Genomic DNA, 21,937 nt, shown 5'->3' on the forward strand with positions numbered 1-21,937 from the left:
CTTGCTCTGACATCAATAACGACATTCAGCGTTCCGCCGCTACAGGAGAATTCCGTGCCCCGCTATACCCCCCGCTGCGTGACCAGACCTTCGTGCTCCATGAATTGCTGGCTGTGACCGACGCGTACCAGGCGATGCCGGCGCATGCTTCCCTGGATGCCGACACGATCAATCAGGTGGTCGAAGCGTCCGGAACGTTCTGCGCCGAAGTGCTGTTTCCGTTGAACCAGTCGGGCGATCAGGAAGGGTGCCACTTCGATCCGGCCGCGCATGCGGTCACGACGCCCAAGGGCTTCAAGGAAGCCTGGGACGGCTTCTGCGCGGCGGGCTGGCCGTCCTTGCATGCCGATCCGGAATTCGGCGGACAGGGCCTTCCGGCCTTGCTGCAAAACGTCTTCTTTGAAATGCAGTATTCGGCCAACCAGGCCTGGGCCATGTACCCGGGGCTGACCAGCGGCGCCTATGAATGCCTGCACGCGCATGGCACGCCGGAACAGAAGCAGCTCTACCTGCCCAAGCTGGTGTCGGGCGAGTGGACCGGCACCATGTGCCTGACCGAAGCCCACTGCGGCACCGACCTGGGCCTGATCCGCACCCGCGCCGTTCCCAAAGAGGACGGCACCTACGCGCTGACCGGCAGCAAGATCTTCATCTCGTCGGGGGAACATGACCTGTCGAAGAACATCGTGCACCTGGTGCTGGCCAAGTTGCCCGGTGCGCCCGAAGGCACCCGGGGGATCTCGTTGTTCCTGGTGCCCAAATTCGTGCCCGACGCCAACGGCGAGGCGGGCGAACGCAATGGCATCTTCTGCACCGGCATCGAACACAAGATGGGCATTCATGCCAACAGCACCTGCCAGATGACCCTGGAAGACGCCACGGGGTACCTGGTGGCCGAGCCCAACAAGGGCCTGAACGCCATGTTCGTGATGATGAACGGCGCGCGCCTGGGTGTGGGCATGCAGGGCCTGGGCCTGACCGAAGTGGCCTATCAGAACGCCGCGGCGTATGCCAAAGACCGCCGCCAGGGCCGCGCCTTGTCGGAATCGGCACGCACCGATCAGTCCGCCGACCCCATCATCGTGCATCCGGATGTGCGCAAGATGCTGCTGACCGCTCGTGCCTATGCCGAAGGCGGCCGCGCCTTCGGTTACTGGGTGGCGCTGGAGCACGACAAGTCCTTGCATCACCCCGACGAATCGGTCCGCCAGGCATCCGCTGCCATGGTCGGACTGATGACGCCAATCGTCAAAGCCTTCATGACCGACAACGGCTTCCAGTGCGCGTCGACCTGCCTGCAGGTGTTCGGCGGCCACGGCTACATCCGCGAGTGGGGCATGGAGCAGTACGTGCGCGATGCCCGCATCAACATGATCTACGAAGGCACCAACACCATCCAGGCGCTGGATCTGCTGGGCCGCAAGGTGGTGCGGGATAACGGCGCGACCCTGCGCGCGTTTGGCGAGCAGGTGCGGGCCTTCGTCGAAGCGCATGGCGCGGACGAGGCCATGAACGAATTCATCACGCCGCTGGCCGACCTGGGCGACAAGCTGACCAAGCTGACCATGGAAATCGGCATGAAGGCCATGCAGAACCCCGACGAAGTCGGCGCGGCGGCGGTCGACTACCTTCGGGTGGTGGGCCATCTGGTCTATGCCTACTTCTGGGCCCGCATGGCCAGGATCGCGCTCGACAAGGAAAGCAGTGGCGACCCGTTCTATCGCGCCAAGCTGGCCACGGCGCGCTTCTACTTTGCGCGGCTGCTGCCTGAAACGGCTTCGAGCATTCGCGCTGCACGGTCGGGCGCCGCGGTATTGACCGCGCTCGACGCCGACCTGTTTTAATGTCTATCGCCTACCTTGCCAGGAAAATCATGCCGAATTTCATCGTTCGTAAAGTCGCTGTGCTGGGCGCCGGCGTCATGGGCGCGCAGATCGCCGCGCATTGCGTGAACGCCAATGTGCCCGTCGTGCTGTTCGACCTGCCCGCCCGCGAAGGCCCCAAGAACGGCATCGCGCTCAAGGCCATCGAGAACCTGAAGAAGCTGAGCCCCGCGCCCCTGGGCAGTCCGGATCTGGCCGCGCTGATCGTGCCGGCCAACTACGAAGAACATCTGGACAAGCTGCGCGAATGCGACCTGGTGATCGAAGCGATTGCCGAGCGCATGGACTGGAAGCACGACCTGTACAAGAGGGTGGCCGGCGCCATCGCGCCCGACGCGATCTTTGCGACCAACACCTCGGGCCTGTCCATTACCGAACTGGCCAAGGGCATAGGCGAAAGCCTGCAGTCGCGCTTCTGCGGCGTGCACTTCTTCAACCCGCCGCGCTACATGCATCTGGCCGAACTGATTCCCACGGCCAAGACCGATCCTGCCATCCTGGATCGCCTGGAAACCTTTCTGACGACGACCCTGGGCAAGGGCGTGGTGCGCGCCAAGGACACGCCCAACTTCGTGGGCAACCGGGTGGGCGTGTTCGGCATCCTGTCGGCCATGATCGAAGCCGAACGGTTCAACATCCCGTTCGATGTGGTGGACGACCTGACCGGCACCAAGCTGGGCCGTGCCAAGTCGGGCACCTTCCGCACGGGCGACGTGGTCGGCCTGGATACCCTCGGTCATGTGATCAAGACCATGGAAGATCAGTTGCCGAACGATCCGTTCGCGCCGTTGTACGGCACGCCGGCCGTGCTGAAAGGGCTGATCGACAAGGGCGCGCTGGGCCAGAAGACCGGAGCGGGTTTCTTCAAGAAAGAAGGCAAGGCCATTCTGCGGCTGGACCCGGCCACGGGCACCTATGTGCCGGCCGATGCCAAGGCCGACGACCTGGTCGTGCGCATCCTGAAAAAGAAGGATGCGGGCGAACGCCTGCAACTGCTGCGCGAGTCGACCCACCCGCAGGCGCAGTTTGTGTGGGCCATCTTGCGGGATACCTTCCAATACATTGCGGTGCACCTGGCCGAGATTGCCGAGACCGCGCGCGATGTGGACTTTGCCATGCGCTGGGGGTTTGGCCAGACGCAAGGCCCGTTCGAGCTGTGGCAATCCGCGGGCTGGCTGAAGGTGGCCAAATGGGTGCAGGACGACATCCGCGAAGGCAAGGCGCTGTCCGACACCCCGCTGCCCGACTGGGTCACCAGCGGCCCGGTGGCCGAACGCGGCGGGGTGCATACGCATCAGGGTTCATGGAACCCGGCCACGCAAACGTTCGAGGCGCGATCGACCCTGCCGGTGTATGCCCGCCAGGTGTTTCGCGCGCCCCTGTTTGGGGATGGCGTCGACGTTGCCACCACCGGCACCACGGTGTTCGAAGATGAATCGATTCGCCTGTGGACGTTGCCCAACCCGGGCCTGAACGAAGTCCTGATCGCCAGCTTCAAGACCAAGATGCATGCGATCGGTCCGGGCGTCAGTGCGGGTCTGCTCAAGGCGGTGGACCTGGCCGAAGCCGATTACCGGGGCCTGGTCATCTGGAATCCCGGCGAGCCGTTCTCGGCCGGCGCCGACCTGCAAGCCATGCTGCCGCTGTTCATGAGCGGCGGCGTGCAGGCCATCGAACCGGAAGAAGAGCGCCTGCAGCAGGTCATGCTGCGCCTGCGGTACGCGCAGGTGCCGACCGTGGCCGCGATCTCCGGCATGGCGCTGGGCGGCGGGTGCGAAATGGCCGTGCATTGCACGCGCCGCGTGGCGCACCTGGAAAGCTATATCGGCCTGGTGGAAGTGGGCGTGGGCCTGGTGCCCGGCGCCGGCGGGCTGACCTACGGTGCACGCCGCGCGGCCGAAGAGCATGCCCTGGCGCCCGATGCGCCGCTGCTGCACTTCCTGAAAAAGTATCTGATGCAGGCGGCCACCGCACAAGTGTCGAAGTCCGCCATCGAAGCACGCGCCATGGGCTACCTGCGCGACAGCGACCCCATCGTGTTCAACGTCCAGGAAGTGCTGTTCGTGGCGATCCGGCAGGCCATGGCGCTGCACGACGGCGGCTACCGTCCGCCGCTGCCCGTGCCGTTCGAAGTGGCCGGCCGCGATGGCGTGGCGACGATCCTGTCGCAGCTCGTGAACATGCGGGATGGCGGTTTCATCTCGGCCCACGACTACCACCTGGGCAAGACGATTGCCGAGATCCTGTGTGGCGGCGACATCGCGCCTGGGTCGCGCGTCGACGAACAGTGGCTGATGAAGCACGAACGGCAGGCCTTCATGTCGCTGCTGAACCATCCCAAAACACAGGAACGCGTCATGGGCATGATGCAGACCGGCAAGCCCGTGCGCAACTGAGGAACCCGACATGACACGACAATTCCAGGAAGCCTATATCGTTGCCGCCTCGCGCACGCCGATCGGCAAGGCGCCCAAGGGCGTGCTGCGGCATGTGCGTCCGGACGATCTGCTGGTGCACGCGATCCGCGCGGCGCTGGCCCAAGTCCCCGGGCTGGACCCGGCGCGTATCCAGGACGCCATCGTCGGCTGCGCGATGCCTGAAGGTCCGCAAGGCCTGAACGTGGCGCGCATTGGCGTGCTGCTCGCTGGCCTGCCGGATACGGTTGGCGGCATGACCGTAAACCGCTTCTGCGCATCGGGCCTGTCGGCCATCGTGGCCGCCGCCGACCGCATCCGCACGGGCGAAGCCGACGTCATGATCGCGGGCGGCGTCGAATCCATGAGCCAGGTGCCCATGATGGGCAACACGCCCTCGGTCAACCCCCGCGTGTTCGAAGGCAACGACAACATCGGCATCGCGTACGGCATGGGGCTGACGGCCGAAAAGGTGGCGGCGCAGTGGAAGGTGTCGCGCGAGGACCAGGATGCGTTTGCACTGGCTTCCCACACCAAGGCACTGGCTGCGCAGCAGGCGGGCGAATTCGCCGACGAAATCGCGCCCATCGAGATCATCGACCGCACCCCCGACCTGGCCACGGGCGAGGTGCGTGTGAACAAGCACACGCTAAGCCTGGACGAAGGCCCGCGCGCCGACACCAGCCTTGAGGCGCTGGCCAAACTGCGGCCGGTGTTTGCCGCCAAGGGCAGCGTGACGGCGGGCAACAGCTCGCAGATGTCCGACGGCGCGGGCGCCTTGCTGATCGTGTCCGAAAAGATCCTGAAGGAATATTCGCTCACGCCGCTGGCCCGTTTGGTAGCGGCGTCGGTGCGCGGCGTGCCGCCCGAGATCATGGGTATCGGCCCGAAAGAAGCCGTGCCCGCGGCCTTGCGCGCGGCCGGCCTGTCGCTGGACGACATGGGCTGGATCGAGCTGAACGAAGCCTTTGCCGCGCAGTCCCTGGCGGTGATCCGCGACCTGGGTCTGGATCCGGCCAAGGTCAACCCGATGGGCGGTGCGATTGCCCTGGGCCACCCCTTGGGCGCGACGGGCGCGATCCGTGCCGCCACGGTGGTGCATGCCCTGCGCCGGCACAAGCTGGACTACGGCATGCTGACCATGTGCGTCGGCACGGGCATGGGGGCGGCCGGGATCTTCCAGCGGGTGTGACCGCGGATCCGGTGATTGCATCAAGGCGGACGCGGCCAACCAGGAGAGGCGCGTGGGCATTTCGATAGCCAAGGTGGATGGTGTCGCGCGGATCGGCTTTGCGCGGCCCGAAAAAGAACGCGCTGACGGGTGACATGTATGCCCGTCTAGCGCAGGCCGTGATGGATGCGGAAGCCGACGATGGGATCGCGGCCATGTTGCTGCATGGCGACCGCCAGGCTTTCACGGCCGGCAATGACCTGGAAGACTTCCTGGCCAACCCGCCCGGCCCTGACGCGCCGGTGTTCGGCTTCATGCAGGCGCTGTCCACGGCCCGCAAGCCGGTCGTTGCGTCTGTCAACGGCATGGCCGTGGGCATCGGCACGACGATGCTGCTGCATTGCGACCTGGTGTACCTGGCCAGCGATGCGCTGCTGGCCATGCCTTTCGTCAAGCTCGGCCTGTGTCCGGAATTCGCGGCAAGCCGCCTGGTGCCGGCCCGTATCGGGCATGCCCGCGCGGCGGAAGCGTTGCTGCTGTCCGAACCGATACGCGCGGTGGATGCCCTGGCGATGGGCCTGGCGACCCGGCTGCTGCCGCCCGATGACGTGTTCGACTTTGCCTGCGTGCAGGCGGCAAGATTCGCGGCGTTGCCACCGACCGCCGTGCGCGAAACCAAGCGGCTGATGAAGCAGGGCGATGCGGCCGGCGTGGCGCGGCAGATCCAGGATGAAGCCGCCGTGTTTGCCGACCTGCTGCACAGCGACGAGGCCAGGGCCGCCTTCAGGGCGTTCGTGAACCGGCCCCGGGGCGGTTAACCGTAAACGCTAGGATTTGTTAGAGCGGCTTGGGAAGTCTTCTGGCCGGGAGTATCCTCTAGCCTCCATGCCCGACATACGACCCACACCGGCAGGCGCACCCGCCGGCCCCAATGGCCGCGCTGCGAATTCCGCACCGCCCCACGCCGCCCCGATCGAAAACCCCCGTGAACTGCTGCTCGCCGTCCTGGGCGTGTGCGCAGTCGTCGTCCTGGTCGCGCTCGATGCGACCATTGTCGGCACGGTGTTGCCCAAGGTTGCCACCGAACTGGGCGGCATGGCGTTGTATGCATGGGTAGGCACAGGCTATCTGCTGTCCTCGGTCATCATGATCCCGATCTTCGGGCGCCTGGGGGACCTGTATGGACGCAAGACCTTCATTCTCGTCTCGATCGGCATCGTCGCGCTGGGTTCTATCCTGTGCGGGATATCGCAATCCATGCCGCAGTTGATCGGCGCGCGGTCGTTGCAGGGGATAGGCGGCGGCATGATGATCGCCACGGCGTTTGCCGCGCCCGCGGACCTGTTTCCCGACGCGCTGCGGCGCGTGAAATGGCAGGCCTTGATTTCAACGGCGTTTGCGGTTGCCAGCGGCGTGGGCCCGCTGATCGGCGGCGCCGTGACCGAGGCCATCAATTGGCGCGCCGCTTTCTTCGTCACCCCGTTGATGGCCGTCGTGGCCTTCGCATTGCTGTGGGTCTATTTTCCGCGGCTGACGCCCGTGCACACGGTGCGCCCGCGCATCGATTGGCTGGGCGGCGTCCTGCTCGCGGTAGCGGTCGGCGCGCCCATGGCCGCGCTGGAACTGGGCTTTGGCGAAGTCTCCAGGCCCCTGCTGGCAGGGGTGCTGGCGCTGGTCGGCGCCGTCGCCATCGCCGCGCTGATCCCCTACGAAGGCCGCGTCGCATCGCCCATGCTGCCGCTGCAGGTGCTCAAGACGCGGGAGTCCCGGCTATTGAATCTGGTCGGCCTGATGATGGGATCGGTCATGTTCACGCTGATGTACTACGGCCCTTTGCTGCTGCAGGTCGAAGTCGGCATGACGCCGTCGCAGGCGGGCGGCATTCTGGCGCCATTGGTGGCCTGCATTCCGATCGGCAGCGTGATCAACGGCCGCCTGTTCCCGCGCCAGTCGCAGCCGCAGCGGCTCATGATGCTGGGCGCGATCGTGCTGGCGGTGGGCTGCTTCGGGATCATGACGCTGGAACGTGGCAGCGCAACGTGGTTCGCGGTCGTCGCTTTTTCGATCAGCGGCCTGGGGCTCGGCTTCATCGTGCCCAACCTGACCCTGTTCATGCAGATGATTGCCGACCGCCGCGACGTGGGCGTCGCCTCGGCCCTGATCCAGACGACCCGCACGTTGGGCAGCGCGATCGGCACCGCGGCCGTGGGCATCATCATCGCGCGCACGTCGGTGCTGAGCGGGGTCAAGATCGGCATGGTGATCGCGGTGCTGTTCTGTATCGCCACCGTGGCGCTGTCCAGCCAGATCCGGATGAAAAACGCCCGCATGTAGGCGGGCGGCTTTCGGGAGGCGGCGCCCGCATGTGAGCGGGCGGGTCCCTGGATGCAACGCCTGTATGTACGCGGGCGGAGTTCTTGGGCTGGTTGCGGGCCGTTCAGTGCATGAACGTGTGATACGCGATGATCGCCATGATCACGCCTGGCACCACCAGCCATGACACCTTCGACAGCATCTCGCTGCGGTGCGCCGCCACCACGGGGTCGGGTTCCACCGGCACCTTCACGACCCTGGCCTGCTCGTTGCGCTCGAAGGTTTTGTCGGCGCAGACCGAAAACAGCGAAAAGAAGTTGTCCGTCATCTTGCGGGCAATCTTTTCCGCCTGGTCGGGCCGCAGCTGGGCCAGCTTGCCCCCCAGATCCGCATGCGCCTTGTACGCAAAACGGGTGCCTTCGCCTTCGGGCTCGAGCACCACGTCGGCATCCCCCTTGGCATACCCCGCCGGCCCGCCTTCCCCTTCGAACTGCAAATGATAGGAATGCGGCGGCTTCATGTCGGTTAGTTTGAGCCGGCCCTTGAAGCGCGCGTGGACGGGTCCGACATCGGCGCGCAGGCCAACCAGGTATTCGTTGTCGGCAACGCGTTCCAGCGTCTCGCAACCGGTAATGCAGACCTTGAGGGTTTCAGGAGCAATGAGTTTGTTCCAGGTGCGCTGCTGCGACGCCGGAACGAAACGTGAGTTGGCCAGTTCCATGATGTGTCTCCTTCTTGGGCCGGAAGCAGATCACCACCGGCCGCGATGGGATGTCGTTGTCATGGCCCACCTGTGCCGGCGGGCTCCGGAAAACCTGTTTTCCTTGGAGTCAATTTGCCACTATTCCCCCAGGGTGTCCAGCGGGGGGACCCTGGGTGCCGTAACGTCTGGTAAGGGGCGGGGCTGGCGCGACTCGTCAGTGGCAACGTAGACCAGGGTCGCTTCCGTCACCTTCACCACCTCGGCGTCGAGCCGGATCCGCTCGGCATACACCTCCACCGCCACGGTGACCGACGTGCGGCCCGTGGCGATGACCTTGGCGTAGAAGCTGACCAGATCGCCCACGAACACGGGCTGCTTGAATACGAAGGACGTCACGGCCACGGTGGCCACGCGGCCATTCGCGCGACTGACGGCGGGCAGCGATCCCGCAATATCCACCTGCGCCATGATCCATCCGCCGAACACATCGCCGTGGAAATTGGCGTCGGAACGCATCGGCACCATGCGCAGCACGGGCTGGGCATCGGGCAGGCGGTCGGCGGCCGGAAGGGCGGGAGCGGTGGTCGAGTCGGTCACGATGACGAATCCTGGGTGCGTGCAAAGGCCTTCAGTGTAGTGGCTCATTTCTTGGCTGATGTCCTGGCTGACGTCTTGGCCGACGTCGTGGCTGACGTCGTGGCTGGCGTCTTCGCTGACCTCGCGCGGCGCGCACCGGCTATCGCCTACAATTCGCCAACTCGCCAGGGAACACCATGGAAGCCAAATGGCTGGAAGATTTTGTCGCGCTTGCCGACACGCGGTCCTTTTCACGCGCAGCGGAATTGCGCCACATCACGCAGCCGGCGTTTTCGCGGCGTATCCAGGCGCTGGAAGCCTGGGTGGGCACGGATCTGGTCGATCGCGCGGTCTACCCGACGCGGCTCACGTCCGCCGGTGAAACCTTCCGCGCCGAAGCCATCGATATGCTGGCCCGGCTGGACGAAACCCGGGCCATGCTGCGCGGCATGCGTCCGGCCTCGCGCGAGATCATTGACTTTGCGGTGCCGCATACCCTGTCGCTGACCTTCTTTCCAAGCTGGCTGAGCCGGATCCAGGCCGGTGGCGCGGCCCCTGCCTTCAGCACGCGGCTGCAGGCGCTCAATGTGCACGACGCGGCCATGAGCCTGGTGCAGGGCGGCAGCGATCTGGCCATGGTGTACTGGAATCCGCGCCTTCCGGTCCAGCTGGATCCCCGGCATTACGACATGCTGGTGCTGGGCACCGAAACCGTCTATCCCTATGCACGCCGCACCGCCGACGGCCGGCCCGAATATGCGCTGGACGGCAAGAACGACCGGCCCACACCGTACCTGGGCTACACGCCCAATGCCTACCTGGGGCGGATCGCCGAACTGATCCTGTCGGAAGCCAAGCCGCGGCCCGCGCTGGAACAACGCTATGAAACCGACATGGCGGAAGCGCTGAAGGTCATGGTCCTGGCGGGACATGGCGTGGCCTTCCTGCCCGACAGCGCGGTGCGCAACGACCTGGCGGCGCAGCGGCTCGCCTGCGCGGGCGAAGCCTATACCCAGACGATGGAAATCCGTCTGTATCGCGAACATCCCGCAGGCGGCGGTGGCAAGCCGGTGGTCAACGCCTTGTGGGCCTACCTGAATGCGCAACAGGCCGGCGACGTCTGACGGAGCTGCCTGCGGCTGCGGCACCCGGATACTGCACCTGGCTGCTCCGTCTGGCTGCGGCATCTGGATACTGCATCCGGCTGCGGCATCTGGCTGCGGCATTTGGATGAGGCAAGCATCCCGCCGCGGCCCGCGCCGCCCTGCAATGCACAAACGGCATTGGCTCATGTTGGAATAGCATTGGCGCGCCGTAGCGAGCGGTCCCTATAGTGTCTGCATGGCCGGCGCACCGTGCGCCGGCCGCAGCCGATGGAACCGCAATGAGCAATGCAGGCCAGATCAAAGCCTTCCGGATCGAACACGATCTGCTGGGCGAACGCGACATTCCCGCAGCATCCTACTGGGGCATCCACACGCTCCGGGCCAAGGAAAACTTCCCCATCACCGGTACCCCGATCGGCGCGCAGCCCGATCTGTTGCGCGCACTGGCCTGCGTCAAGCAAGCCGCTGCCCGGGCGAATCGCGACCTTGGCGTGATCGCCCCGGAACGCGCCGCCGTAATCGTGCAGGCCTGCGAAGAGATCATGAACGGCGCGCTGGCCGACCAGTTCGTCGTCGACGTGATCCAGGGCGGCGCGGGTACGTCCACCAACATGAATGCGAATGAAGTCATCGCCAATCGCGCGCTGGAACTGCTTGGCCACGACAAGGGCCGCTACGAGGTCCTGCACCCGATCCAGGACGTCAACGCCTCGCAAAGCACCAACGACGTCTATCCGACCGCGCTGCGTATCGCCACCTGCTTCGCCATCGAACGCCTGCTGGCCGCCATGGCCGAATTGCGCCAGGCCTTCGAAGCCAAGGCGCACGAATTCGACGACGTGCTGAAAATGGGCCGTACGCAGTTGCAGGACGCCGTGCCCATGACCCTGGGTCAGGAATTCCTGACCTACGCCGTCATGTTGGGCGAAGACGAATTGCGCCTGAGCGAAGCCCGCGCCCTGATGGTCGAAGTCAACCTGGGCGCGACCGCCATCGGTACCGGCATCAACACGGATCCTGACTACAGCCCGCTGGCCGTCAAGTACCTGGCCGAGATCACCGGCCTGCCGCTGGTACGCGCCGCCAACATGATCGAAGCCACGCAAGACACCGGCGCCTTCGTGCAGATGTCGGGCGTGTTGAAGCGTATTGCGTGCAAGCTGTCCAAGACCTGCAACGACTTGCGTCTGCTGTCGTCCGGACCGCAATCGGGACTGAACGAAATCAACCTGCCCGAACGCGCGGCAGGCAGTTCCATCATGCCGGGCAAGGTCAACCCGATCATTCCGGAAGTCGTCAATCAGATCGCTTTTGAAGTCATCGGCAACGACATGACCGTCACCATGGCGTCCGAAGCCGGGCAATTGCAGCTGAATGCGTTCGAACCGATCATCGCCTGGAGCCTGGTCAAAAGCATTTCGCACCTGGAAGCGGGCTGCACCACCTTGGCGCGCAACTGCGTCTCGGGCATCACGGCCAACCGCGACAAGCTGCTGGATGCGGTAAAGCGCTCGGCCGGTCTGGCCACCGCGTTCAATCCGGTCATCGGCTACGAAGCGGCTACCCGCGTTGCCCGCGAAGCCATTCGTTCCGGGCGTTCGGTGTCGGAACTGGTGCTCGAACTGGGGCTGATGGACGAGGCCACCCTGGCGCAATTGCTGCGTCCGGAAGTTCTCACCAAACCCTATCGTTACGTCCGTCCGGTCGTCCCCGATGTGGTGCCCGCTGCACCGATCAACGACTCGTCGGAAGTGCCGCCGCCCCCGCCTGAAGAAGTGGCGCACTGACCTCGGGCGCGCGCCAGCGCAGTGGGCGCCTGCCCACTGCAGCACGTCATTTTCCGGTGTGATGCAGGGGCTGGACGAAGGGTCGCAACACAACGACATTCGCAAGGAATTTCGCAGCTTCGCAACGACTGAAGTCGCAACAATTCCCTGGCTTTTTTCCGTTCGTTGTTTGCTACACTCGTCCGAACCCCATCTACAGGAAGGCGATTTCATGAAGAAGTCCATCGTGCTGTTTTCCGTCGCGCTGACCCTTGCCGCGGGCTCCGTCCACGCGCAGGAACTGACTGGCCGCCTCAAGAAAATCAAGGACACGGGAACCATCACACTTGGCCACCGCGATTCGTCCATTCCGTTCTCGTATCTGGACGACAAGCAACAGCCGATCGGCTATTCAATGGACATTTGCAACCGGATTGCCGATGCCGTCAAGACCGAACTGAAGCTGCAAAAGATCAACGTCAAGCTGCAACCCGTCACGTCCGCCACCCGCTTGCCGCTGATCGCCAACGGCACCGTGGACCTGGAATGTGGTTCCACCACCAACAACACCGAACGCCAGCAACAAGTCTCGTTCGCGCCCACCACCTTCGTGACGGCCACGCGGTTCGTCGCCAAGACCAGCGCCAAGCTCAATGACCTGCCCGACTTCAAGGGCAAGACGGTCGTGTCCACCGCCGGCACCAGCAACCTGAAGTGGCTGACCGAAACGAACGGCAAGGACAATCTGGGCATGAACATCATTCCCGCCAAAGACCATGCCGAAGCCTTCCTGATGGTCGAAAGCGGCCGTGCCGCGGCGTTCTTCATGGACGACATCCTGCTGTACAGCCTGGTGGCGGGTTCCAAGTCGCCCAAGACCTACATGATCAGCACCAAGCCCTACACGGTCGAACCGTACGGCATCATCGAACCCAAGGGTGACGACGCCTTCAAGAAGGTGGTCGACAAGGCCGTGACCGACCTGATGAAGTCCGGCGAACTGACCAAGCTGTACACCAAGTGGTTCAATCAGCCCATTCCGCCGCGTAACCTGAACCTGAACGTTCCCATGAGCGAACAGCTGAAAAAAGTCATTGCCAAGCCCACCGATTCGGGCGACGGCAAAGACTACATGTAAAGCCACTTCCAACGCGTTCCGGATCCACCCGACGACGCCTGGCTCACAGAGGACCCACCGCGGGTCCTCTGTGTTTATGGGCATCGCCGGGGCATCTCCCGATTGACGAATCCACCCCGCAGGAAACGCCATGAACTACAACTGGAACTGGAAGATCTTCTGGGAGCTTTCCCCGGACGGCCAGGGCACCTATCTCGACACCATGATCTCGGGGTTGTGGTGGACCCTGTCCACGGCCTTGCTGGCCTGGGTCATCGCCTTCACGCTGGGCTCGCTGGTCGGCGTCATGCGGACCACGCAATCCAAATGGGCGGTCCGCCTGGGCAATGCCTACGTCGAACTGTTCCGCAACATTCCCCTGCTGGTGCAGTTGTTCCTGTGGTACTTCGTGCTGCCCGAAGCGCTGCCCGAATCGATGGGCGACGCCATGAAGCAAGTGCCGCCACCCTGGGGTTCCTTCATCCCCGCCGTCCTCTGTCTTGGTTTCTTCACGTCCGCGCGGGTGGCCGAGCAGGTGCGTGCCGGCATCCAGTCGCTGCCGCGCGGCCAGCGCATGGCCGCGACGGCGCTGGGCATGCGCGGCTTCCAGGCCTATCGCTACGTGCTGCTGCCCATCGCGTATCGCGTGGTGCTGCCGCCCATGACGTCCGAGTTCATGAACATCATCAAGAACTCGTCTGTCGCCCTGACGATCGGGCTGCTTGAAATCACGGGCCGCGCACGGTCCATGCAGGAATTCAGCTTCCAGGTGTTCGAGGCCTTCACGGCCGCGACCATCCTGTATCTGTGCATCAGCCTGTGCGTGGTGTTCGGCATGCGGTGGGTCGAGCAGCGCGTTGCGATTCCAGGTTTCAGCGGGCCCCGGCAGAACGCCGGCGGCCATTGATCGGAGCGAGCCATGTTTGAAAATTTCGACTTCGATACCATCTGGCGGACCGCTCCCTATCTGTTCAAAGAGGGCATGGTCTTCACCCTGACGCTGACCGTCACGGCAACCTTTTTGGCGTCATCTTCGGCACCTTGCTGGCGATGATGCGGCTGTCGCCCTACAAGGTGCTATCGGGGGTGGCGGGCACGTACGTGAACCTGATGCGCTCACTGCCCCTGCTGCTGGTGATCTTCTGGTTCTACTTCCTGGTGCCCTACATCGGCGCGTGGATCATCGGTTCCAGCACGCCCATCCAGGTGGGCGCCTACTGGTCGTCGGTCATCACCTTCACGATGTTCGAGGCGGCCTTCTTCTGCGAAATCATGCGGGCCGGGATCCAGTCGATCTCGCGCGGACAGGCGTGGGCAGGCTATGCGCTGGGGCTGAATTATTGGCAGGTCATGGCGACCGTCATCCTGCCTCAGGCCTTCCGCAACATGATCCCGATCCTGCTGACGCAGACCATCGTGCTGTTCCAGGACACGTCGCTGGTGTATGTGCTGTCGATCACGGACTTCCTGGGCGCGGCGTCGAAAGTGGCGCAGCGCGACGGCCGGCTGGTCGAAATGTATGTGTTTGCCGCATTGGTGTATTTCATCATCTGCTTTGGCGCATCGAAACTCGTGAAGCACCTGCAGCAACGCGTCGCGATCATCCGCTGACCCCCTATTGCCTACCCATTTCTTTACGGAGTCTCGGACATGATCGAGATCAAGAACGTCAGCAAGTGGTACGGTTCCTTCCAGGTCCTGACCGACTGCACCACCTCCATCGCCAAGGGTGAAGTCGTCGTGGTGTGCGGGCCGTCGGGCTCGGGCAAGTCGACCCTGATCAAGACGGTCAACGCGCTGGAACCGATCCAGAAAGGCGACATCGAGGTCGACGGCATTTCCGTCGCCAATCCCAAGACGGACCTGCCCAAGCTGCGCTCGCGCGTCGGCATGGTGTTCCAGCATTTCGAGCTGTTTCCCCACCTGACCGTGACGGACAACCTGACGCTGGCGCAGGTCAAGGTGCTCAAGCGCGGCAAGGAAGAAGCCCGAGTGCGCGCCCTGAAACTGCTGGATCGTGTGGGCCTGCAGGCGCACAAAGACAAATTTCCGGGCCAGTTGTCGGGCGGCCAGCAGCAGCGTGTGGCAATCGCCCGCGCCTTGTCCATGGACCCGATCGCCATGCTGTTCGACGAACCCACGTCGGCGCTCGACCCGGAAATGGTCAATGAAGTGCTGGATGTGATGGTCGACCTGGCCAAGGAAGGCATGACGATGATGGTGGTGACGCACGAGATGGGCTTTGCCCGCAAAGTGGCGCACCGGGTCATCTTCATGGATGCCGGCAAGATCGTGGAAGACTGCTCGAAAGAAGCTTTCTTCAGCCCGACCGAAGAACGGTCGGACCGCGCCAAGCAGTTCCTGTCGAAGATCCTGCAGCACTGACAGGACGGAGGAGGGCGCCGGGAATGTCGTCCTCCTCCGCTGGGGTTCGCTGTATCCATTCAGCGGCAGGTCGTTGTCTTATTCAGCGGCGGGTCGCTGTCTCATTCAGCCATGGGTCGTCACCGCCGCCAGGGCGGTACGTCTCCCAGGCTTGCGCATAGAAAGTCCACGAAGGTCTTGACCTTGGCGGGCACGCGTTCCCGCTCCGGGTACACCGCAAAAATGTCGGCCGGCGCGGGTTTCCACGCAGGCAGCACTTCCACCAGCCGTCCGGCCTTCACGTCGGCGGCCACGTCCCATTCCGACCGCATGATGATGCCCAGGCCCGCCAGCGCCCACTGGCGCACGGCCTCGCCATCATTCGACGACAGGGCACCCTGGACCCGCACCGTGCGCGCCAGTCGTCCCGACCCGAGCCGCCACAGGGCATAGGCATCATGGTTTTCGCGGATCACCAGGCACTGATGCAGCGCCAGGTCCGCCGGTTTGTCGGGCATGCCGTGGGCGGCCAGGTAGTCCGGTGACGCCAGCAGCAATTTACGGTTCGGCGCGATCCGCCGGGCGACCAGGACCGTATCCGCCAGGGGCGCCACCCGAATGCCCAAGTCAAATGCCTGATCCGCCAGATCCAGCGGTTCATCGGTCAATTGCAGCTGCAGTTGCACGTCGGGGTATTGGCGGGCAAACGCGGTCATGGCGGGGACCAGATGCGCGCGGCCAAAACCAAAGGTGGCATTGACCCGCAGCAGGCCCCTGGGCTGATGGTGCGCGGTGGCAATGGAGGCTTCGGCCGCATCGATGTCGGCCAGGATGCGCTGCGCATGCCCAAGATAGGTTTCGCCTTCTTGCGTCAGGCTCATGCTGCGTGTGGTGCGTTGCACCAGCCGCACCCCCAATCGCCGCTCCAGCTGTTGCAGCCGTTTGCTGACGGCGCCCGGCGTCACCCCCAATTCCCGCGCGGTGGCGGTCAGACTGCCTTGCCGTGCCAGCAGGGTGAAGAAAGCCAGGTCGGATTCGTTCGCCATCGTCATGGTTCCAGGGCTATGCACGCAAGATTTGTGAATGTTAGGAATGAATGGTTTTCCGGCACGCGCATTATGCCCGTGCCAGAATGTGTCCCATGCACTTGTCGTGACGCGCCGGATACGCGGTGGTAACGCCGGGGCGGCGGCATCCAGAAATGCGGCCTTGCCCTTGCGCCTCATCGCCAGGTACGCCTTGACTCCTTGTCGTCCACGACAGCAACTCCTATCTCCAGGGCCTTTCATGACTGCCACCGTTGCTCCCGATTCCCTGTTCGACCTGCCCGTCCAGCACGTGGCGGTCAACGGCGTCGACATCGCGTTCCGCCAGGCCGGCACGGGTCCGGTGCTGCTTCTCCTGCACGGCCATCCGCAAACCCATGTGATGTGGCACAAGCTGTGGCCGGCCCTGACCGCGCGCTTCACCTGCGTGGCGGCGGACCTGCGCGGCTATGGCGACAGCGAAAAGCCACAGGGTGGCGATGACCACCACGGCTACAGCAAGCGCGTCATGGCGCAGGATCTGGCCGCGTTGATGACCCATCTGGGCCACGAGCGTTTCCAGGTGCTTGCCCACGATCGCGGCGCCCGCGTCGCGCACCGGCTGTCGCTGGATCACGCCGCGCGTGTCGACCGGATGATGCTGCTGGACATCGCGCCCACGCTGGACATGTACGACCAGACCACGCGCGGCTTTGCGCAGGCCTATTTCCACTGGTTCTTCCTGGTCCAGCCCGCCCCCTTGCCCGATCGCATGGTGGAAGCCGACCCCGTGTTCTACATCCGTTCGGTCATGGGCGGACGGCATGCGGGCCTGGCGCCGTTCACGGATGCCGCCATGGCCGAATACGAACGCTGCGCCCGCAAAACGGGCTGGGCCTATGCGATCTGCGAAGACTATCGCGCGTCGGCAGGCATTGACCTGGACCACGACCGTGACGGCCGTGCATCGGGTGAAAAAGTGCAGTGCCCGCTGCGGGTGCTGTGGGGCGCCAAAGGCGTCGTGGCGCGGCACTTCGACGTGCTGGGTCTATGGCAAGCCATTGCCAACGACGTGGACGGCCACGCCATTGATTGTGGCCATTACCTGGCCGAAGAAGCGCCCGACCTGCTGCTACCCGAGGTGCTCGGTTTCTTCAAGAACTGACCCGGGCAAGGCGCGCCGGGGCGCGCGGCCTTTCATCCGCGCAACCGATCCACACGACCGCTTCACACGACCGACCCGCACAACCCATCGAACCGGAACCCGATGGGTTCCCCGAATTGCACTTCAACGCAAATCCCCGCTTTCCAGGAGACTTTTCCATGACCCACCGTATTGCAGTGATCCCCGGCGACGGCATCGGCACCGAAGTGATGCCCGAAGGCATCAAGGTACTGAAGGCCGCGGCGCAGCGCTTCAACATCGACTTGAGCTTTGACGAATTCGACTTTGCGTCCTGCGACTACTACGCCAAGCACGGCACCATGATGCCGGACGACTGGAAGGCGCAGATCGGCGGTCACGACGCCATCTTCTTTGGCGCGGTGGGTTGGCCTGCAACGGTGCCCGATCACATCTCGTTGTGGGGCTCGCTGCTCAAGTTCCGCCGCGAATTCGACCAGTATGTGAACCTGCGCCCGGTTCGTCTGATGCCGGGCGTGCCGTCGCCGCTGGCCAACCGCCAACCCGGCGACATCGATTTCTATGTCGTCCGCGAAAACACCGAAGGTGAGTACTCCAGCGTGGGCGGCCGCATGTTCGAAGGCACCGACCGCGAAGTGGTGATCCAGGAAACGGTCATGACCCGCACTGGCGTCGACCGGGTGCTCAAGTTCGCCTTTGAACTGGCCCAGTCGCGTCCCAAGAAGCACCTGACGTCGGCCACCAAGTCGAACGGCATCGCCATCACCATGCCGTACTGGGACGAACGCGTCGAAGCCATGTCGGCCAACTATGGCGACGTCAAGGTCGACAAATTCCACATCGACATTCTGACCGCACACTTCGTGCAGCACCCCGACTGGTTCGACGTGGTGGTCGCATCCAACCTGTTCGGCGACATCCTGTCCGACCTGGGCCCGGCCTGCACCGGCACGATCGGCATTGCGCCGTCGGCCAACCTGAATCCGGACCGCAACTTTCCGTCGCTGTTCGAACCCGTTCATGGTTCGGCGCCCGATATTGCCGGCAAGGGCATCGCCAATCCGATCGCGCAGATCTGGTCGGGCGCGCTCATGCTGGAATTCCTGGGCTACCGAGAAGCGCACGACGTGATCCTGGCCGCCATCGAAAAGGTGCTGGCTGACGGCCCGCGAACGGGCGACATGAAGGGCACGGCCAAGACGACGGAGGTCGGCGACGCCATTGCCGCGATCGTCGCGGGCTGAAGGCAGGCCGGGCCCCGGCGGCGCCTGCCATCGCCAGCGCGGCCTGTGAACGCGGCTCGGTCAGCGGGCCGCTTTACGGCTCGACGAACCGCTGCTTGTACAGGACGGCGTCGACCAGGGCGCCGGGAGGCTGAGTGGCGCTGCCCTCGCGCGCCACTTTCCTGAGCCCGTCCTTGGCGTCGAAGCTTGGCAACTTGCCGAGTGACAAGGCCGTCATGCGGTCCACCAGGATGTCGTTGTCGCGCAATGCCACCATCTTGCGCGCGGCCGCGATCACCGCATCCCGATATGACGCCACATCGTCCAGCCGGTAGGCCGACAGGTCAGGGTCGCGCCGTTTGCGCAGCCAGTACGCCCACGCCATTTCGACGTGCGGCGTTCCGCCTTGCGGACGCACATACCCGATGTCGCGTGTAAAGAACACCAGGCTTCGATACGGGTCATCCCGCAGGTCGACCAGGCGAAAGGTCTGTGGCAGCGCTTCGGGCGCAATCATCTGCCCTTGCGCGTTGCGCAGCCAGACGCGCCGTTCGGCCGCCATTCGTGTCCAGAAGCCGCCCCCGGGATCATCAAGCTGTAGTTTTCCTCGACCCGCACCGTCATGCGTACGTGACTGCCGCCGTCAGGCAAGGACGTCAGCGCGACGGCCGTATGGTGGCCGGACTGCAGGTAGAACCTGCCGCCCGGGCCGATCACCACGCCGTACAGGGTCGCTGCATGCGGCGAGGCCGCGTCGGGCGCGTCCTGCTTGCAGGCAAAGCTGGCCGGATCGTCGATGCGTGACCTGGCCGGGTCAAACGCCCGGACGCCGCGCTGGCCGTTGTAGAAGCAGTAGTCGTCGAACTTGTCCTGCGGGCTGCGCCGGTAGCGTTCCAGCGTCGCGTAGACCTGGTCATAGCCGACGGCAGGCTGGGTCGGGCGCAATTCGTCGATGCGCAGGTGCAATACGGCACCCGGCCGGATGTCGGCAATGGCGCGGGGAAAGGGAGATAGATCCGGGGCCGACGCAACGGCCGGTCCGGTCAAAGCCATCGAAGCGGCAACGGCGGCAAAGGTGCCGGCTGCAGCCCGGAGGCGCAAGGGCGGGAACATCATGGCAGGGTGCAACTCAGTGAATGCCAGCATGGGTGACTGGCGATGGAACATTCACTCGACGGGCACGGCGCGTCGCCGGGCGCCGTCATGTGGCATAACGGTCAAGTTCGAGAGAAAGAAAGGATCCGGTGTGATCCGGCGCGGTTCAGGTCCGCGCCAGATCACACCCCATATCGTGCAATGAACTCGGCCAGACAGGCCGGCTTGCCTGCGCCGTCGGTCTCGATGGTGATCGCCCATACAGCCTGGGCGCCGCGCTGACCGGCCGTCTCGGGCAACATGTCGATCGACATCAGCGTGAAACGCGCACGCAGACGGCTATTGACCTGCACGGGCGACACGAACCGCACGCGGTTCAATCCGTAATTGACGCCGGTCACCACGTCGGCGATGTGCATGGCGGTGGCAGCGAACAGCGGGATCAGGGACAGCGTCAGAAAGCCGTGCGCGACCGGCACGCCGAAAGGGCCGCTGGCCGCGCGGTCGGCGTCGACATGGATCCAGGCGTGGTCGCCGGTGGCGTCCGCGAACCGATCGATCCGCGACTGGTCGATCACGAGCCAATCGCTGACGGCGACCTCGGTTCCGACGTGGTCGATCAGTTCGTTCAGTGTGTCAAAATGCCGCATGCCGGTGTCTCCTCAAGCCCGCCATGTTAGCCGACAGATGACTAGAAAATGGCGCTAACGCTGGCGTTTACAACTCCAAGACCCCATTCCGCCATGCAAACGCTCCTGCTCGAATCGTTCCAGGCCGCCGTGGCCGCCGCCGACCCCCTGTGTGTCATTGCCGCGCATCTGCCTTCGCCGCCCAAGGGCCGGACGGTGGTGGTCGGGGCAGGAAAAGCCGCCGCCAGCATGGCGCGCGCCGTGGAAAACGCGTGGCCAGCCGACGCCCCCTGTCGGGCGTGGTGGTGACCCGCTATAAGCATGGCCTGCCGCTGTCGCGGATCCGTTGCCTTGAAGCTGCCCATCCGGTGCCCGACTCGGCTGGCGAAGACGCCTCCCGCGACATCCTGGCCCTGGCGCGCGACCTGGGGCCGGATGACCTCATGATCGCCCTGGTCTCTGGGGGCGGGTCCAGCCTGCTGTCCTTGCCGGTGCCGGGCGTGTCGATGGACGACCTGAAAGCCGTCACCCAGGCCCTGCTGCGCAGCGGCGCCCCCATTGAATCCATGAATGTGGTGCGCAAGCATCTGTCGCAGGTGCAGGGCGGCCGACTGGTCGCGGCCACGCGCGCACCGGTGCTGGGCCTGATCATTTCCGACGTGGCGGGGGACGATCCGTCGGCCATCGCGTCGGGGCCGACCGTGGCCGATCCCAGTACCTACGCCGACGCCTTGGCCATTCTGGCGCGGTACGAGGTCGAGACGCCAGAGTCCGTGGCCGCCTGGCTGCAGGCCGGTGCGGCGGGGAGCATCCCGAAACACCCAAGCCCGACGATCCCCTGTTCCAGCGCGTCGACAACCGCATGATCGCCACGGCGCAGCAAAGCCTGCAGGCGGGGGCGGCCGTATTCGAACGCGCCGGCATCCGCACGGTGGTGCTGGGCGATACGGTCACGGGCGAAGCCCGCGAAGTGGCCAAGGTCTATGCCGCGCTGGTCCGGCAGGTCGTGCGCTTCCAGCAGCCGTTCACCGCGCCGGTGGCGCTGATTTCAGGCGGGGAATGCACCGTGACCGTCAAAGGCAACGGGCGCGGCGGCCGCTGCACCGAATTCCTGCTGTCGCTGGCCGCCGAGCTGGGTGATCAGCCCAACGTGGCCGCGCTGGCGGCCGACACGGATGGTATCGACGGCAGCGAAGACAATGCCGGCGCCTGGTTCGACACTGCGCACCTGGCCGACGCCGCGGCGCGCGGCATCACGCCGCAGTCCTGGCTGGATACGAATGATGCGTGGGGGTACTTCGATGCGCTAGGGACCCTGGTGGTGACCGGCCCGACGCTCACGAACGTGAATGACTACCGGGTGATTCTGCTGGCCTGAGCCTGGTCACGGCTTGGCCTGGGCCTGTCG

18 protein-coding genes and 2 pseudogenes are annotated in these 21,937 nt (G+C 64.7%); 14 read left to right on the forward strand and 6 right to left on the reverse strand.

The features are described 5' to 3' along the window. Positions 1 to 23: 23 nt before the first annotated feature. From ACNANG_RS16515 to ACNANG_RS16535, 5 genes are all read left to right on the forward strand, one after another. Positions 24 to 1,844, forward strand: a complete 1,821-nt coding sequence (locus tag ACNANG_RS16515; RefSeq protein ID WP_420227568.1) for an acyl-CoA dehydrogenase C-terminal domain-containing protein — start codon at positions 24 to 26, stop codon at positions 1,842 to 1,844. 29 nt (positions 1,845 to 1,873) lie between these two features. Next, a complete protein-coding gene (locus ACNANG_RS16520; protein WP_420223892.1) occupies positions 1,874 to 4,279 on the forward strand; it encodes a 3-hydroxyacyl-CoA dehydrogenase/enoyl-CoA hydratase family protein in 2,406 nt (801 codons plus the stop codon). A 10-nt stretch (positions 4,280 to 4,289) separates the two neighbouring features. Continuing rightward, complete coding sequence (locus ACNANG_RS16525) at positions 4,290 to 5,489, forward strand: acetyl-CoA C-acyltransferase (protein ID WP_420223893.1); 1,200 nt, start codon at positions 4,290 to 4,292, stop codon at positions 5,487 to 5,489. A 134-nt stretch (positions 5,490 to 5,623) separates the two neighbouring features. Continuing rightward, on the forward strand, positions 5,624 to 6,286 hold the full coding sequence (locus ACNANG_RS16530) for an enoyl-CoA hydratase-related protein (protein WP_420223894.1): 663 nt from the start codon (positions 5,624 to 5,626) through the stop codon (positions 6,284 to 6,286). A gap of 67 nt (positions 6,287 to 6,353) precedes the next feature. Beyond that, complete coding sequence (locus ACNANG_RS16535; RefSeq protein ID WP_420223895.1) at positions 6,354 to 7,802, forward strand: MFS transporter; 1,449 nt, start codon at positions 6,354 to 6,356, stop codon at positions 7,800 to 7,802. 103 nt (positions 7,803 to 7,905) lie between these two features. On the opposite strand, the gene ACNANG_RS16540 is transcribed toward ACNANG_RS16535, so the two are convergent. Both ACNANG_RS16540 and ACNANG_RS16545 read right to left on the reverse strand, forming a co-directional pair. Continuing rightward, positions 7,906 to 8,502 carry a CoxG family protein gene (locus ACNANG_RS16540; RefSeq protein ID WP_420223896.1) on the reverse strand — a complete coding sequence of 199 codons (597 nt, stop codon included), beginning with the start codon at positions 8,500 to 8,502 and terminating at the stop codon, positions 7,906 to 7,908. Between the two features lie 120 nt (positions 8,503 to 8,622). Continuing rightward, a complete protein-coding gene (locus ACNANG_RS16545; RefSeq protein WP_420227569.1) occupies positions 8,623 to 9,009 on the reverse strand; it encodes an acyl-CoA thioesterase in 387 nt (128 codons plus the stop codon). 248 nt (positions 9,010 to 9,257) lie between these two features. On the opposite strand from ACNANG_RS16545, the gene ACNANG_RS16550 reads away from it, so the two are divergent. From ACNANG_RS16550 to ACNANG_RS16575, 6 genes and pseudogenes are all read left to right on the forward strand, one after another. After that, complete coding sequence (locus ACNANG_RS16550) at positions 9,258 to 10,184, forward strand: LysR family transcriptional regulator (protein WP_420223897.1); 927 nt, start codon at positions 9,258 to 9,260, stop codon at positions 10,182 to 10,184. Between the two features lie 260 nt (positions 10,185 to 10,444). Beyond that, a complete protein-coding gene (aspA, locus tag ACNANG_RS16555; protein WP_420223898.1) occupies positions 10,445 to 11,953 on the forward strand; it encodes an aspartate ammonia-lyase in 1,509 nt (502 codons plus the stop codon). 211 nt (positions 11,954 to 12,164) lie between these two features. After that, a complete protein-coding gene (locus ACNANG_RS16560; protein ID WP_420223899.1) occupies positions 12,165 to 13,070 on the forward strand; it encodes an amino acid ABC transporter substrate-binding protein in 906 nt (301 codons plus the stop codon). Positions 13,071 to 13,200: 130 nt separating this feature from the next. Further along, positions 13,201 to 13,956, forward strand: coding sequence for an amino acid ABC transporter permease (locus ACNANG_RS16565; RefSeq protein WP_420223900.1), 756 nt, complete (start codon positions 13,201 to 13,203; stop codon positions 13,954 to 13,956). 12 nt (positions 13,957 to 13,968) lie between these two features. After that, positions 13,969 to 14,660, forward strand: a pseudogene (locus ACNANG_RS16570) (amino acid ABC transporter permease). Positions 14,661 to 14,699: 39 nt separating this feature from the next. Continuing rightward, positions 14,700 to 15,434: an amino acid ABC transporter ATP-binding protein gene (locus ACNANG_RS16575; protein ID WP_420223901.1), complete on the forward strand. Its 735-nt coding sequence runs from the start codon at positions 14,700 to 14,702 to the stop codon at positions 15,432 to 15,434. A gap of 119 nt (positions 15,435 to 15,553) precedes the next feature. On the opposite strand, the gene ACNANG_RS16580 is transcribed toward ACNANG_RS16575, so the two are convergent. Continuing rightward, on the reverse strand, positions 15,554 to 16,459 hold the full coding sequence (locus ACNANG_RS16580) for a LysR family transcriptional regulator (protein WP_420223902.1): 906 nt from the start codon (positions 16,457 to 16,459) through the stop codon (positions 15,554 to 15,556). A 241-nt stretch (positions 16,460 to 16,700) separates the two neighbouring features. On the opposite strand from ACNANG_RS16580, the gene ACNANG_RS16585 reads away from it, so the two are divergent. Both ACNANG_RS16585 and ACNANG_RS16590 read left to right on the forward strand, forming a co-directional pair. Further along, positions 16,701 to 17,603, forward strand: coding sequence for an alpha/beta fold hydrolase (locus ACNANG_RS16585; RefSeq protein ID WP_420223903.1), 903 nt, complete (start codon positions 16,701 to 16,703; stop codon positions 17,601 to 17,603). Positions 17,604 to 17,761: 158 nt separating this feature from the next. Next, positions 17,762 to 18,826: a tartrate dehydrogenase gene (locus ACNANG_RS16590; protein ID WP_420223904.1), complete on the forward strand. Its 1,065-nt coding sequence runs from the start codon at positions 17,762 to 17,764 to the stop codon at positions 18,824 to 18,826. Between the two features lie 73 nt (positions 18,827 to 18,899). Here the strand turns inward: ACNANG_RS16590 and ACNANG_RS16595 are convergent, their stop codons facing one another. The 3 genes from ACNANG_RS16595 to ACNANG_RS16605 form a co-directional block, all read right to left on the reverse strand. Continuing rightward, complete coding sequence (locus ACNANG_RS16595) at positions 18,900 to 19,367, reverse strand: ParB/Srx family N-terminal domain-containing protein (protein ID WP_420223905.1); 468 nt, start codon at positions 19,365 to 19,367, stop codon at positions 18,900 to 18,902. Next, positions 19,319 to 19,951 carry a ParB/Srx family N-terminal domain-containing protein gene (locus ACNANG_RS16600; protein WP_420223906.1) on the reverse strand — a complete coding sequence of 211 codons (633 nt, stop codon included), beginning with the start codon at positions 19,949 to 19,951 and terminating at the stop codon, positions 19,319 to 19,321. The genes ACNANG_RS16595 and ACNANG_RS16600 overlap by 49 nt, the downstream gene beginning before the upstream one ends. Positions 19,952 to 20,082: 131 nt before the next feature. After that, positions 20,083 to 20,550, reverse strand: coding sequence for a MaoC family dehydratase (locus tag ACNANG_RS16605; RefSeq protein WP_420223907.1), 468 nt, complete (start codon positions 20,548 to 20,550; stop codon positions 20,083 to 20,085). Positions 20,551 to 20,598: 48 nt separating this feature from the next. Here ACNANG_RS16605 and ACNANG_RS16610 point away from each other — a divergent pair. Beyond that, positions 20,599 to 21,907: pseudogene (locus ACNANG_RS16610) on the forward strand (glycerate kinase type-2 family protein). The last annotated feature ends 30 nt before the right edge of the window (positions 21,908 to 21,937 follow it).

Source organism: Pigmentiphaga litoralis, from assembly GCF_048632615.1.
Lineage (GTDB): Bacteria > Pseudomonadota > Gammaproteobacteria > Burkholderiales > Burkholderiaceae_B > Pigmentiphaga > Pigmentiphaga litoralis_B.